Source organism: Streptomyces luomodiensis (assembly GCF_031679605.1).
Lineage (GTDB): Bacteria > Actinomycetota > Actinomycetes > Streptomycetales > Streptomycetaceae > Streptomyces > Streptomyces luomodiensis.
On the sequence record NZ_CP117522.1, the window covers coordinates 4,686,389 to 4,701,024 of the forward strand.

Below are 14,636 nucleotides of genomic sequence, written 5' to 3' on the forward strand. Positions count from 1 at the left end.
CCGCCGCCCGGTCCGCCGCCCGGTCCGCCGTCCGGTCGTCCGCCGTCCGGTCCGCCACGCCCTCGGCCCCGGGGCTGGCCGGGCCGCCGGCGGCCGCGTCCACGGCGGCGCCCGTCAGGCCGGCCGACGGCAGGTCATGTCGTTGCACCACGCCGTCGCCTCCGGCCGTCGATGAGCATTTCCTGTACGTTCCGCAGCGGCTGGCCGTCCGCGTCCGTCGCATGCCGTGTCCACTCGCCGTCCGGGCCCAGGTGCCAGGACGAGGTGGAGTCGGACATCCCGGTCTCCAGCAGGCGGTTGAGGGCGGCGCGGTGGCCGGGGTCGGTGACCCGCACCAGCGCCTCGATCCGGCGGTCGAGATTGCGGTGCATCATGTCGGCGCTGCCGATCCACACCTCCGGCTCGCCGCCGTTCCCGAACGCGAACACCCGCGAATGCTCCAGGAAGCGTCCGAGGACCGAGCGGACCCGGACGTTCTCCGAGAGCCCGGGGACACCCGGCCGCAGCGCGCAGATGCCGCGCACCCACACATCGACCGGCACCCCCGCCTGCGAGGCCCGGTAGAGGGCGTCGATGACGGCCTCGTCGACCATCGAGTTGACCTTGATCTTGATGTAGGCCGGGCGCCCCGTCCGATGGTGGGTGATCTCCTTGTTGATCCGGTTGACCAGCCCGCCGCGCAGCGACTTGGGGGCGACCAGCAGCCGCCGGTAGTTCTCCCGCCGGGAGTAGCCGCTGAGCCGGTTGAAGAGGTCGGAGAGGTCGGCGCCGACCTGCGGATTGGCGGTCAGCAGCCCCAGGTCCTCGTAGAGCCGGGCGGTCTTGGGGTGGTAGTTGCCGGTGCCCACGTGCGAGTAGCGGGTCAGGGTGTCGCCCTCCTGGCGCACCACCAGCGACAGCTTGCAGTGGGTCTTCAGCCCGAGGAGGCCGTAGACCACATGGCAGCCGGCCTCCTCCAGCTTGCGCGCCCACTTGATGTTGGCCTGCTCGTCGAAGCGGGCCTTGATCTCGACGAGCACCAGCACCTGCTTGCCGGACTCGGCGGCGTCGATGAGCGCGTCGACGATCGGCGACTTGCCGGAGGTGCGGTACAGCGTCTGCTTGATCGCGAGGACGTCCGGATCGGCGGCCGCCTGCTCCAGGAACGCCTGGACGGAGGTGGAGAAGGAGTCGTACGGGTGGTGCAGGAGGACGTCCCGCTCGCGCAGCGCGGCGAAGATGTCCGGCGGGGACGCGGACTCCACCTCGGCGAGGTCCCGGTGGGTGCCCGCGACGAACTTGGGGTACTTCAGCTCCGGCCGGTCCAGCGCGGATATCCCGAACAGCCCGGTGAGGTCGAGCGGCCCCGGCAGCGGATAGACCTCCGCGTCCGAGATCTTCAGCTCGCGCACCAGCAGGTCCAGGACATACGGGTCGATGGACTCCTCGACCTCCAGCCGCACCGGGGGTCCGAACCGGCGGCGCAGCAACTCCTTCTCCAGGGCCTGGAGGAGGTTCTCCGCGTCGTCCTCCTCGACCTCGAGGTCCTCGTTGCGGGTCACCCGGAACATGTGGTGCGCGAGCACCTCCATACCGGGGAACAGCTCCTCCAGATGCGCCGCGATCACGTCCTCCAGCGGCACAAAGCGCCGGGGCGACGCCTCCAGGAACCGGGAGAGCAGCGGCGGAACCTTCACACGTGCGAAGTGATCATGCCCGCTCACGGGGTTGCGCACCACGACCGCGAGGTTGAGCGAGAGCCCCGAGATATAGGGGAAGGGGTGTGCCGGGTCCACGGCGAGCGGGGTCAGCACGGGGAAGATCTGCTGCCGGAAGAGGGTGAAGAGGCGGGACTGCTCCTTCTCGGTCAGATCCGGCCAGCGGATCAGATGGATGCCCTCCTCGGCGAGCGCCGGGGCGACGTCCTGCTGATAGCAGGCGGCGTGCCGGGCCATGAGCTCACGGGACCGGTTCCAGATCAGCTCCAGCACCTCGCGCGGCTGGAGCCCGGAGGCCGAGCGGGTGGCGACCCCGGTCGCGATGCGCCGCTTGAGGCCGGCGACCCGCACCATGAAGAACTCGTCCAGATTGCTGGCGAAGATCGCCAGGAAGTTGGCCCGCTCCAGCAGCGGGGTGGACGGGTCCTCGGCGAGCTCCAGCACCCGCTCGTTGAACGCCAGCCAGCTGCGCTCCCGGTCCAGGAACCGCCCCTGCGGCAGTTCCCCGCCCTTCGCGTCGGGCCCGGTCCCGTCCTCGTAGGAGTCCAGGTCGGAGTCGAGGTCCGGGTCGAGCGACCGCACCGGTGGCACGGCCACGGCATGCGGCCGGTGCGCCGCGATGGACCCGACCGAGGGCTGGGGCTGGGGCTGCGGGGGAACCGGTGCCTGACCGCTGGTGTGGCTCATGAACTCATTGTTCCGCGCCAGGAATGAATACGGCGTGGCGGAAGCGGGTGCGGAAACGGCACAGAGCCTCCGGTTCGACGAATTCGGCACAGCGGGCTGCATTCCGTGATGCTCGCAACCGAGATTGAATCGCCGGTAACGGACACATGGCGCGTAGGAAATCGGGACCCATCCCGCAGGGGTCCGGGCCGGGTCCCGTCCAGACCCGGATCGGCCCCTCCCCGGTCAGCCCCGGTCAGCCCCAGCCAGTCCCGGTCAGGACACAGCCAGACCCCGCTCAGGTCACGTCTCGGTCCGGTACATCAGATCCGTCTCATGCGTGCCGAAGCCGAGCCGCTCGTAGACGGCGACCGCGGGGAAGTTGTCGGCGTCCACGTACAGCATCGCGGTCGGCAGCCCCTGGGCCGCCAGATGCCGCAGCCCGATCGAGGTCAGCGCCTTACCGAGGCCACCACCTTGGGCGTCCGGCCGCACGCCCACCACGTACACCTCCCCCAGTCCCTCCTCGGCATGCACCTTCGTCCAGTGGAAGCCGACGATCTCGCCGCCGCGCTCGGCGAGGAAGAACCCCTCGGGATCGAACCACGCCTCGCCCTTACGGTCGTCCAGGTCGCGCTGGGTGAGCGAGCCCTGCTCGGGGTGGTGGGCGAAGGCCGCCGCGTTCGCCGCCAGCCAGGCGGCGTCGTCCGCACCGGGCCGGAAGGTCCGCACGGTCACGCCCTCCGGCAGCACGGGCTCCGGCAGGCCCAGCTCCGTGAGCGACCCCAGGGGCCGCCGCATCTGCCGCAGCTCCCGGAACAGCGTCAGCCCCAGCACCTGCGCCAGATGACGCGCCGAGGCATGCCCCCCGTGCGCCCACACCCGCAGCCGCTTCCCCGACTCCTTCAGCAGGGTGACCCCCAGCGCCCGGCCGTGCCCCTGTCCCCGGTGTGCCGGATGCACGACCAGCTCGGCGGCCGGGGCCTCCACCGGATCGGTGTCCTCCAGCTGCGCGTATCCCACCAACTCCCCGCTCGGCTCACGCAGCACCAGATGCCGCACCCCCTCCCGGCGCCCCCGCAGCTGCAACCGCCCCTGCTCGGACACGGCCTGCTGACCATCGATACGCGCGGACTCCGCGATCAGCCGCAGCACATCCTGCGCCTCGGCGGGCGTCAGCTCCTCCAGCACATCGAGCCGACGGGCACCGGATGTCTCGTTCACCACGTCATTCATGAGGCCGAGCCTACGGCGGTCCAATTGGCCAACAAGCTGCTGGCCAATTTGTTACCAGCGAGTCACCCGGCTGTCCCACCCCCGTCGAGGATGTCATCGGCGATACGGGAGAGGTCCTCGGCGCTGGGCATCAGCTCCCGCACATGGGGCGGCAGCGCGGCGTAGGTGCTCACGGCGAGCGGTGCGTTGTTGCTCCGCAGGGCGTACTCGATCGTCCCCTTGTCGCGGCTCTTCGCGATGAGGATGCCGAGGGTCGGATCATCGCGCTCCTTGTCCCGGACCAGGTCGTCGACGACGGTGACGTAGAAGCCGAGCTGGCCGAGATGGGCGGGGCGAGCCTTGTCGGTCTTCAGCTCGAAGACGACGTAGCGGTGCAGCTTGCAGTGGTAAAAGAGCAGGTCGATACGGAACTCCTCGTCCCCGACCTTGATGGGGTACTGCCGCCCGACGAAGGCGAAGCCGACCCCGAGCTCGGTCAGGAACCGGACGAGATGGGTGACCAGCGCGTCTTCCAGATCGCGTTCGGCGGGCTCCCCGGTGAGCCGGGTGAAGTCGAGGCGGTACGGATCCTTGGTGATCTCCTGGGCCGCTTCCGACTCATCAGGGACGGTGAAGGTGAAGTTGGACAGCGCCGCGCCATGGGTGAGGTGCGCCTTGCCGAGGATCACGGATTCGAGCTCGCTCCGCGACATGCCTCGATAGACGGCCACTTGGGAGTAGAAGTCCAGCTCAGCGCGGTCGTTGCACTTGTCCATGAGCAGCTGGATGTGGGCCCAGGGCAATTGTCCAGCAGGCTGCTGGACAATTGGCTCAGGCCAGAGCCGAGCCATCTTCAGCATGTAGTGAAGACTGCTGCGCGAGAAACCCCGCTGGTTCGGGAAGGCCGTGCGCAGCTCCACCGCCACCCGGTTGATGATCTTCGTTCCCCACCCCTCCCGCTCCCTGCGCTCCAAGATCGTCCGCCCGATCTCCCAGTACATCGCGATCATCTCGGTGTTGACCTTGAGCTGCGCCCGGACATGCGCCCCTCTGACGATCGCCTTGAGATCATCGACCAGCTCGAAGAAGCCCGGCGGGAGCTCGGACCCCTGTGCGGGGATGGGCGTCTGCTTCGCGAGTTCGTTCTGCATGATCCGCACGCTCACATACCAAACCAGCACTCAAACCCCTGATAAGAACCTTTCCGTCGAACGGGCGAATCCACCCCACACCGTTGACCACCCGCAACCAGCTCTTAACCCCACCCCCCTGCCCCACTACGCGCGTTGACCGTAAGCTGCGTCCACCGCCCATCAGGGGCACGCACGGCCACATACGGGCACACAACGGGCATACAAGGGGACGACATGTCAGCAGGACCTCAACGGCGCGGGGCCGCCCGCCGGTTGGCCACGGGAGTCGCGGTACTGGCCGCCGCGGCCGGGGTGCTGACCGCCGCGAACCCGGCGGGCGCGGACACCGCAGCGAACCCGGCGGGCGCGGACACCGCCGCCGCCTCGGCGAAGCACCGGCCCGGCCGCACCGTCGACGTACAGCTGCTGTCCTTCAACGATCTGCACGGCAACCTGGAGCCCCCGCAGGGCTCTTCGGGCACCGTCACCGAGACCCAGCCGGACGGCACCACCAAGACGGTCCCGGCGGGCGGCGTCGAATACCTCGCCACCGCCCTCCGTGACGCCCGTAAGGGCCACGAGTACTCCGTCACCGCCGCCGGCGGCGACATGATCGGCGCCAGTCCCCTGATGTCCGGTCTCTTCCACGACGAGCCGACCATCGAGGCGCTCAACAAGCTCGACCTCGACGTCACGTCCGTCGGCAATCACGAATTCGACGAGGGCCGCACCGAGCTGAGCCGCATGCAGAACGGCGGCTGCCACCCGAAGGACGGCTGTTACGAGGAGGGCAAGACCTTCCAGGGCGCCGACTTCCCCTACCTCGCCGCGAACGTCACCGACGAGAAGACCGGCAAGCCCATCCTCAAGCCGTACACCGTGTGGAAGCACAAGGGCGTGAAGATCGGCTTCATCGGGGTCACCCTCGAGGGCACCCCGGACATCGTCACCGCCGAGGGCGTCAAGGGCCTGAAGTTCCACGACGAGGTCGAGACGATCAACAAGTACGCCAAGGAGCTCAACCGTAAGGGCGTCAAGTCGATCGTCGCGCTCATCCACGAGGGCGGGCTGCCCGCGTCCTCCTCGTACAACTACAACTGCGACAGCCCCGGCGCGGGCGACGGCATCTCCGGTCCCATCGTCGACATCGCCAAGAACATCACCCCCGCGGTCGACGCCCTGGTCACCGGCCACACCCACCAGGCGTACACCTGCACTATCCCGGACCCGTCCGGCACCCCGCGCACCGTGACCTCGGCGGCCTCCTTCGGCCGCCTCTACACCGACACCACGCTCACCTACGACCGCCGTACCGGCGACATCGTGCGGACGAGCGTGAAGGGCGCCAACGCGGCGAACCACGTCGTGAACCGCGACCAGCCCAAGGCCCCCGACATGACCTCGCTCATCGGGCGCTGGAACGAGCTGGCCGCCCCGATCGCCAACAAGCCCGTCGGCTATGTCTCCGCCGACATCAACGGCCGCGGCTCCACCGCGTACGAAACGCCCCTGGGCGACGTCATCACCGACGCCCAGCTCGAAGCGCTCGCCCCGGCCGACAAGGGCGGCGCCCAGCTCGCGCTGATGAACCCCGGCGGTATCCGCTCCGACCTCGCCTACGCCGCGTCGGGCAGCGAGGGGGACGGGGTGGTCACCTACGGCGAGGCGTTCACGGTCCAGCCGTTCACCAACATGATGAACGTCCTCGACCTGACCGGCACCCAGCTCATCACCGCGCTCCAGCAGCAGGTCAGCGGCTCGAACGAGGCGTCCCCGAAGATTCTCCAGGTCTCCGAGGGCCTCACCTACACCCTGGACCTCACCAAGTCCGGCAAGGACCGGATCGTCACGGACTCGGTGAAGCTGAACGGTGAGCCGATCGATCCCGCCAAGACCTACCGCGTCGCGATGAACGAGTTCCTCGCGGGCGGCGGCGACGGCTTCACCGCCTTCAAGGAGGGCACGAACAAGCTCGTCGGCGCCTCCGACCTGGACACGTTCACGGCCTACCTGGGCGCGCACTCCTCGCAGTCCTCGCCCCTGGACCCGCCGAAGGCGGACCGCATCACGATCGTGAAGTAAGCACCGCAAGCGGACGGCCCGGCCGGCATGGCCGGGCCGTCCACGTCTTCCGGGCAGGTTCAGCCCAGCATCCCCTCGATCAGATCGGCGGCCCGCCGGGTGCCGCCCTCGGCCCGCACTTCCTCCCGCAACCGCGCCGCCCGCCGCGCGACCTCCGGGTCGGCGGTGAGTTCGAGCAGTGCGGCGCGCAGCGCCTCAGCCGTGGCGTCCCCCGTGTCCAGACGACGGGCCACGCCCAGTTCGACGAGCCGATCGGCGTTCATGGCCTGTTCGGCCCCCTGCGGAACGGCGATCATCGGAGAGCCGGTGTACAGCCCCTCGTTGCTGCCGCCCATCCCCGCGTGGGTGATGAACGCGTCGGCCTGCTCCAGGATCGCCAGCTGCGGCACCCACGAGTGCACCTCGACGTTGGCCGGGATCTCCCCCAGCTCGCCGACCTCGACGTACTTGCCGATCTGCAGCACCACATGCCACCCGGGCAGGTCCCCGAAGGCCGCGAGGCACGCGCGGTAGAAGGCGGCCTGCCGGGTGTACGCCGAGCCCAGAGAGATCAGCAGCACCTTCTCCGCACCGGCCGGACGCTGCCACCCGCCCTGGTCGGCACGGTCCCCGAGGCAGGGCCCGACGAACGTCACGACCTCCGTGTTCACCCGGTCGGCGTTCGGCTGCATGGCGCGGGGGATGAGCGCGATGGCCCGTTCGGGCCGTCCACTGAAGACGTCGGGGTCGAGCGTGGTCGCCCCGCAACGGGCCAGCCACGACGCGAACTTCTCCTGATACGCGTCCGCACCGGGCAGGCCCATGATCTGGGCCCCGACCTCCTCGTGGTAGCCCTCCCAGGCCACGATCGTCGGCGACAGCTGAACCAGCGGCCGCCCCTGCACCTCGGCGAGCGCGCGGGCGGCATACCCGCCGATGTCGTACAGGTACAGATCGGCCGGATCCCGGTCGTACACCGCGCGCAGCTGCGGCAGCACGCGCACGGCGTCGTCCAGGAACAGGGTCATCGCGGCGATCGGGTCCTCCGGCCAGTCGTTGTCGGCGACCGGCAGCGTGGACTCGAACGGCACGAACTCGGCACCGGTCGACTTGACGACATCCGCCACGAAGGGATCGTTGGCGTACGTCACCCGGTGACCGCGCGCCACGAGCTCGCGGATGATGTCCAGGCTGGGGAGAGTGTGGCTGATGGCGGGGATGCCGACCATCGCGATATGGGCACGGCGACGGGACTCGGACATACGAGATCACTCATTTCAGATCAACGGCGAAATGGACACGACGGCCCAGCGCACGGACGCGATCGCCGGTGCGCCGGAGTGAGCGGCGCGTCAGCCGTAGATCTGCAGAAACGAGTCCATGCGGCGAACACTACCCGGACCAACCCCTCCGCCGCCTCCCCTTTACGCCGCCCCCGACCGGCCTCAGCCCGATGTAAGCGCCCGCTCAGCGCCGGCCCCTAGGGTCACGTACGCGACGGGCCGTCCGTTCTCCCACCCCTCTCCCGACGGACCGTCGCCCTTACGCCCCGCCTTGCTGGATGCGGTCGAAGTCACCAGCCTTGGCACCACGTATGAAGGCACGCAGTGCGGCACGCGTGGTGCTGAGGACGACGTCGGGGTCGTCGCTCTCCCGGAGCACTATGCCGTTGCCGGCAACGCCGACGTTCACGCAGTTCGACGCGTCGCCGCTGTAGGAAGACTTACGCCACTGGTACGTGGACACGTTTCTCACCTTTCACATGCTGCGCGTGACGTTGTGGATGAAGTTTCGCGACTCGGCGACCGTCAGGGCAGTCCGCTCCATCCGTTCCAGGACGGCTCGGTACTTGATCAGCTCCGCCTCGGCATCCATGAACTGGCAACCATGAGCGGCGTCCAGCTGCACAGTATCGAGCTGAGGGACGCAGCCATGCACATAATCGAATGCCTGCCCCGTTCCGGGGAAGGTCCCGCCGCCACGAAACGGGATGACACGGATGGTGACGTTGTCCATCTCGCTCATCGCGACGAGGTGTTCGAGCTGAGCGCGAACCGTGTCCACCCCGCCAAACTCCATCCGGAGAGCGGCTTCATGGATGGTCGCGGTGTACGGCACCGGATTGTCACCGTAGAGGATCGCCTGTCGCTTCATTCGGTGGGACAGCCGGTGCTCCACCTCGTACGCCCGCAGCGGCGGCGCCACCTCGCGCATCAGCGCCCGTGCGTGATCAACGGTCTGTAGCAGGGCCGGGATGTGGATGACCAGCGCGACACGAATTTCACGGGCCTGCTGCTCCAGTTCCGCCAGATCCGCGAAGCTCGCAGGAAGATACTCCCGGTACTCGTCCCACCATCCCCGCGTGCGTCCGCCCGTCATATCCGCCAGCGCATCCACGAGGTCGTCATCCGCACAGGAGTAGGTGCGAGCCATCACGCGCACCCGATCGGCGCCCACGGCGTACCGGCCCGCCTCGATCATGCTCACACGGGCCTGCTGGACACCCAGCTCGGCGGCGGCCGCAGTGGAGGTCAGGCCCGCGCGCTCCCGAAGCTTCCGTAACTCGGCTCCGAGCCGTCGCTGCTTGAGCGTAGGACTACTGGCGTTCGCCATTGGTCTCCCTTGTCACCCACACGAGGGCAATCGTGAGCCATATCTCCGTATCGACGTTAGAACTAACACGACTGGCCCTACTGTGTGGCCCAAGCCACCCAACTTCGCCCGACCGAGGGAGACTCCATGGCCAACGTACCCCCGCCCTCCGACCCCTGGACGTACTCCCTCCGCCTCCCCAACGACCCACGGGCCGCGCGGATCTCGCGGGTCACCCTGCGGGCCGTGCTCTCCTCCCACGGCATGGCCGCGCTGATCGACACGGCCGAACTCCTGACCTGCGAGCTGGTCACCAACGCCCTCCGCCACTCCGACGGCCCCGCCCAACTCCGCATCCGCCACCTCTGCGCGAACCGTCTCCGCGTCAGCATCTGGGACACCAACCCGGCCATCCCCGCACCCTTCGATGCCCCGCCCAGCCCCCTCGACCGCTTCACCGCCCTCACCGAGGCCGCCGCCAACCTTGACGCCACCTCCGGCCGTGGCCTCCTCATCGTCCGGCTGTGCGCCGACAACTGGGGCGGCTACCCCCTCGCCGACGACCTCTTCGGCATCAACGGCAAGCTTCTCTGGTTCGAACTCACCCCGCAGCAGGACGCCTACGAGATCGCGGCCTAACCGGGCCTTCCCCCAATCGGGTGATCACGGGCCATTTGACCGGTACACATGTTCCGATGTCCCTACGTTCACACACATTGTCAGTTCGCGGCACGAGGCCGCGCATCGCATCTTTCAAGACCGGCTGGAGTTACATGCCGTTGAGGTACAGCTTCCGTCTGTACCCGAACGGTCCCCAACGTGCCGCACTGGCCAGGGCGTTCGGGTGCGCCAGGGTGGTCTACAACGACGCGCTTCGCGCTCGTGAGACCGCCCGCGCAGCGGGTGAGGCTTTCCCGAAGACCGGGGACTTGTCCAAGCTGCTGATCACCGAGGCGAAGAAGACCGAAAAGCGGGCCTGGCTCGGCGAGGTCTCCGCCGTCGTCCTTCAACAGTCCCTCCGGGACCTAGACACGGCCTACCGGAACTTCTTCGACGGCCTCAAGGGCAAGCGCCCCCGCATGGGCGCGCCCCGCTTCAAGTCCCGCAAGGACCGGCGCCAGACCGTCAGATTCACCGCCAACGCCCGATGGAAGATCACGACCGGCGGGGACCTTTCCCTGCCGAAGATCGGGGACATTCGGGTCAAGTGGTCCCGTAACCTGCCCTCCGTGCCGTCCACGGTGACCGTGATCAAGGACGCGGCAGGTAGGTACTTCGCTTCCTTCGTCGTGGAGACCGAGCCCGAGGCGCTGCCCGAAACCGAATCCGTGGTCGGCATCGACCTCGGGTTGGGACACTTCGCCGTCCTCTCGGACGGCACAAAGATCGACGCCCCGCGCTTCCTGCGCGGGGCAGAGAAGCGCCTCAAGCGCCTCCAGCGGGAGCTTTCCCGCAAGGCCAAAGGCAGCAACAACCGGAACAAGGCCCGCACCAAGGTCGCCCGTGCTCACGCCCGCGTGGCGGACGCACGCCGGGAGTTCCACCACCAGCTCTCCACCCACGTGATGCGCGACAACCAAGCGGTCGCGGTGGAAGACCTGGCGGTGTTCGGACTCGGGCGTACCAAGCTGGCCAAGTCCGTGCACGACGCCGGATGGTCCGCTTTCGTCGCAATGCTGGAGTACAAGGCCGCCAAGTTCGGCCGGACCTTCATCAAGATCGGACGCTTCGAGCCGACCTCTCAGGTCTGCTCGGCCTGCGGCGTCAAGGACGGCCCCAAACCCCTCCACGTCCGCGTGTGGACGTGCGGGGCGTGCGGGGCCGTCCTCGATCGGGACATCAACGCGGCGGTCAACGTCGCCAAGGCCGCCGGACTGGCGGTGTCAGCCTGTGGAGCGCAGGTAAGACCGGAACCTCTGGTCCCGGCACAGCGCGTTGAAGCAGGAACCCACCGAGACGGTCAGTCGACCGTGGTAGGAATCCCTTAGGTCGGGGAGCGGAAGTCAATACTCGGAATTGCTGGAGATCGGTCTGGGGGTACTACCCCAGCGGGAATCGCCTGGAGGAACGAGATGAGCGTGGGTACCTACTTCCCCGGCCGTGGCACCCTCATCGAGGAGACCTTCCTCAAAGGCAAGGCCGAGGGCAAGGCAGAGGGCGAAGCCCATGGGCGAGCCCAGGGCGTGCTGCGCGTCCTGGAAAAGCGGGGCATCCCAACCCAGCCCGAGACCCGCGACCGCATCACCAACTGCACCGACCTCGACACCCTGGACCGCTGGTTCGACCGCGCCTTCACCGTCTCCACTGCCGATGAGCTCTTCGAGGAGGAGGAGCCGGGCCAGTAGGTCACCGGGCAGGGGCCGGGACCGAGCCAGGGGCCGGGGCCACCGGCGGGTGGCAGTAGGACGGCGGGAGGGGGCGGGGTCGGAGGGGTGGTGTCCTGGACGCTGTCGCATATTTGTGGCGCCAATCTCCGGCCCACCCTCACGCCTCCGGGCACCGGCGCCGTAAATATGCGGTCCAGGACCCCGCCCCGGAGGCCCCGCACCCGCACCCACCCACCCAACCGACCGCGCACCCAGGGCAACCCCGCCCCCGGCCGACCACCCACGGCAAACCTCCACCCGCCCTACGCCCACCCCGCCTACCCTGGTGGCTCTGAACGGCCGACAACGTCACCGGGGGGACGGGGCCTCATGGATCCCGCAGCCGCAGCCGCAGCCTCAACCGCAGCCACAGCCACAGACGCACTGGTCCAGGAACTCTTCGTCGCGGACGGACCGGTGGACCGGCCCGTCCGGCTCGCCTCTCTCGTCGCCTTCCAGGGCGACCACCGCACGCTCACCGAACGGGACCTGACCCGGATCGCCGCCGCACTCGTCGAAGCGGAGCTGCGACGTACGGCCCACCCAGGAGTCATCGGCGCGCTCGCCCGCACCCTCCACTCCCTCGGCACCATCGACCTGGACGACGTACGGGCGGTACGCCTCGGCCCCGAAGCCTTCGCCCGGCACCTGGCCGTCGCCGCGCCCGACGCCGGCGAAGGGCTGGCCCCGGACGAGGCCCGGCTGCACGCCACCCTCCGGGAGGCCGTCGCCGCGCACATCCTGCGCTTCCTCACCCTCCGCTCCCGTTTCCTCGCGGCCGCCGAGGACGCCGCGTTCGAGGAGCGCTACGCCCAGGACATCGTGGCCGCCCACGACCACCTCACGATCTACGGCATCGACCTGGCCCACTCCCCCGACAGCTGGCCCCTGGACGCCGCCTACCTCAGCCTGGAGACCGAGACCGACGGGGGCAGCCCCAGCGCCCCCGCCGAGCAGGCCCTCGCCGGACGCGAAAGGGTGCTGCTGTGGGGCGTGGCCGGGGCGGGCAAGACCACGCTGGTGCAGCGGCTCGCGGTATCCGTGGCACGCGGCGACCTCCCGGCCCCGCTGGAGGGGCTGCGCGGACGGGTGCCGTTCGTGCTCCCGGTGCGCCGCTTCCGCCACGACAGCAACAGCAACCACGACAACAACGGCAACAGCCACCACGACAGCCACCGCAACGGCTTCCCGGAGCCCGACGCCTTCCTCTCCGCCGTCCGCTATCCGCACGCCGCCGCCCAGCCCCCAGGATGGGCCGAACGCGTGCTGTCCGACGGGCGCGGCCTCCTGCTCGTGGACGGCGTGGACGAAGCCCCGGAACAGGAGCGCGAGCGCCTCCGCGAGGCACTGCGCGAGCTTCCGGCGCGCTATCCGGGAAATGTCTGGCTGGTCACCTCGCGCCCCTCCGCCGTACGGGAGAACTGGCTGGCCTCGGAGCGCTTCACCGAGCTGAAACTCTCCCCGCTCAGCCGCGACGGGGTCACCGCGTTCATCCGGTGCTGGCATGAAGCAGCCCGCCAGGACATCACCGACCGGGCCGATCTGGACCGGCTGAGCGGTTACGAGGAAACGCTGCTGGACGCCGTAAGGATTACCCGGGAGCTCGGCCGGCTGGCCACCAATCCGCTGATGTGCGGTCTGCTGTGCGCACTGCACCGGGACCGCCGCGGCTATCTGCCGCGCGGCCGTAAAGCCCTCTATGACGCGGCCCTTTCCATGCTGCTGGAACGGCGCGACCGTGAGCGCGCCATGCTGCCGCCGGATGGAATCGACCTCCCCCAGGAACCGAAGATCCAGCTGTTGCAGAAGCTCGCGCACTGGATGCTCGTCAACGGCCGGTCCGAAATGGACCGGGCCACCGCGGTCGAGACGCTGGGCCGGCACCTGCCCGCCATTCCGCACGCGGCGCGGCAGGGCGGGCCGGAGGAGATCTACCGCCATCTGCTCAACCGGACCGGTCTATTGCGCGAGCCCACACCCGGGTCGGTCGATTTCGTGCACCGAACGTTCCAGGACTATCTCAGCGCGCGAGCGGTCGTGGAACGGCACGATTTCGACTTCCTGATCGACCACGCACACCTGGACGACTGGGAAGAAGTGATCAGAATGTCGGTGGCTCTCGCCCGCCCCGATGAATGCGGCTACCTCCTGGAGGGGCTGCTGGCGGCCCGTAAAGACGCCCGGCCGGTCCATGCCCGCCATCGCAAACTCCTGGCGGCCGCCTGTCTGGAACACGCGACGGAGCTGGACCCCGAGGTGCGTTCCCGGGTGCATCGCTATACCCGGGATCTGGTACGCCCGACCTCGCTCGAAGCGGCCCGTGCGCTGGGCTGGATCGGGCCTATCGTGCTGGAAATGCTGCCCGATCCCAGCGGCGTATCCGATGAGGAAGCCCACCGGCTGGCGGTCACCGCCACCTCGATAGCCGACGACCGTGCCATCGACTATCTGGTGCGGCTGCGGGACCGCGCCTCCTGGGCGGTACGGGCGCAGCTCGCGGGCGCCTGGCGGCGATATGACACCGACCGTTACGCCGACGAAATCATCGCCCATCTCGATGCGCGGGAACTCGACTTTCCGGTGTCGGACCTGGAGGAACTGCGGGCGCTGCGCCGGCTCGGCGGCCGCCCTTGCGTCCAGATAGCCGGGGCGTTCACCCCGGAGCAGCTGACCGAGGGCCTGGTGGCCGAGCGGCTGGCCGAGCTGTGGCTCGCCTACGACCTCGGCGAGGACCTGGACCTGAGCTGGCTGGCCGCCTTCCCCCGGCTGCACACCCTGCGGCTGAGCCACCGCAACGCGGAAGTGACCGGGGTCCCGGAGGGCGTCCAGGTCATCGTGACGGGGGCGTGAGAGGAGCCCCGGAGGCCCCCCGGAGGGGTTCGGCCTCCCGGGGCGTCAGGGGCCCC

Annotated in this window: 11 protein-coding genes; 5 read left to right on the top strand and 6 right to left on the bottom strand. The window is 69.0% G+C overall.

Annotated elements, in window-relative coordinates:
* Positions 1 to 134: 134 nt before the first annotated feature.
* The 3 genes from PS467_RS19545 to PS467_RS19555 form a co-directional block, all read right to left on the bottom strand.
* Positions 135 to 2,384 (bottom strand): RNA degradosome polyphosphate kinase, encoded by a 2,250-nt coding sequence (locus PS467_RS19545; protein WP_268972909.1) that lies wholly within the window; start codon positions 2,382 to 2,384, stop codon positions 135 to 137.
* Between the two features lie 282 nt (positions 2,385 to 2,666).
* A complete protein-coding gene (mshD, locus tag PS467_RS19550; RefSeq protein WP_311036375.1) occupies positions 2,667 to 3,599 on the bottom strand; it encodes a mycothiol synthase in 933 nt (310 codons plus the stop codon).
* Between the two features lie 62 nt (positions 3,600 to 3,661).
* Entirely contained in the window at positions 3,662 to 4,729 is a 1,068-nt protein-coding gene (locus tag PS467_RS19555; RefSeq protein WP_311036376.1) for a PDDEXK nuclease domain-containing protein, read from the bottom strand.
* A 216-nt stretch (positions 4,730 to 4,945) separates the two neighbouring features.
* On the opposite strand from PS467_RS19555, the gene PS467_RS19560 reads away from it, so the two are divergent.
* Positions 4,946 to 6,793 (top strand): bifunctional metallophosphatase/5'-nucleotidase, encoded by a 1,848-nt coding sequence (locus PS467_RS19560; protein ID WP_311036377.1) that lies wholly within the window; start codon positions 4,946 to 4,948, stop codon positions 6,791 to 6,793.
* 59 nt (positions 6,794 to 6,852) lie between these two features.
* Here the strand turns inward: PS467_RS19560 and PS467_RS19565 are convergent, their stop codons facing one another.
* The 3 genes from PS467_RS19565 to PS467_RS19575 all read right to left on the bottom strand — a co-directional run bounded on the left by PS467_RS19565 (position 6,853) and on the right by PS467_RS19575 (position 9,385).
* A complete protein-coding gene (locus PS467_RS19565) occupies positions 6,853 to 8,034 on the bottom strand; it encodes a macrolide family glycosyltransferase (RefSeq protein WP_311036378.1) in 1,182 nt (393 codons plus the stop codon).
* Positions 8,035 to 8,314: 280 nt separating this feature from the next.
* Entirely contained in the window at positions 8,315 to 8,518 is a 204-nt protein-coding gene (locus PS467_RS19570) for a DUF397 domain-containing protein (RefSeq protein WP_311036379.1), read from the bottom strand.
* 12 nt (positions 8,519 to 8,530) lie between these two features.
* On the bottom strand, positions 8,531 to 9,385 hold the full coding sequence (locus PS467_RS19575) for a helix-turn-helix domain-containing protein (protein WP_311036380.1): 855 nt from the start codon (positions 9,383 to 9,385) through the stop codon (positions 8,531 to 8,533).
* A gap of 126 nt (positions 9,386 to 9,511) precedes the next feature.
* Here PS467_RS19575 and PS467_RS19580 point away from each other — a divergent pair, with 126 nt between their 5' ends.
* The 4 genes from PS467_RS19580 (at position 9,512) to PS467_RS19595 (ending at position 14,580) form a co-directional block, all read left to right on the top strand.
* Positions 9,512 to 10,003, top strand: a complete 492-nt coding sequence (locus tag PS467_RS19580; protein WP_311036381.1) for an ATP-binding protein — start codon at positions 9,512 to 9,514, stop codon at positions 10,001 to 10,003.
* Between the two features lie 134 nt (positions 10,004 to 10,137).
* Complete coding sequence (locus PS467_RS19585; RefSeq protein ID WP_311039915.1) at positions 10,138 to 11,352, top strand: RNA-guided endonuclease InsQ/TnpB family protein; 1,215 nt, start codon at positions 10,138 to 10,140, stop codon at positions 11,350 to 11,352.
* 84 nt (positions 11,353 to 11,436) lie between these two features.
* Complete coding sequence (locus tag PS467_RS19590; protein WP_311036382.1) at positions 11,437 to 11,709, top strand: RpnC/YadD family protein; 273 nt, start codon at positions 11,437 to 11,439, stop codon at positions 11,707 to 11,709.
* A gap of 351 nt (positions 11,710 to 12,060) precedes the next feature.
* The gene (locus tag PS467_RS19595) at positions 12,061 to 14,580 is read left to right on the top strand and encodes an NACHT domain-containing protein (RefSeq protein ID WP_311036383.1); all 2,520 of its coding nucleotides are present in this window, start codon (positions 12,061 to 12,063) and stop codon (positions 14,578 to 14,580) included.
* The last annotated feature ends 56 nt before the right edge of the window (positions 14,581 to 14,636 follow it).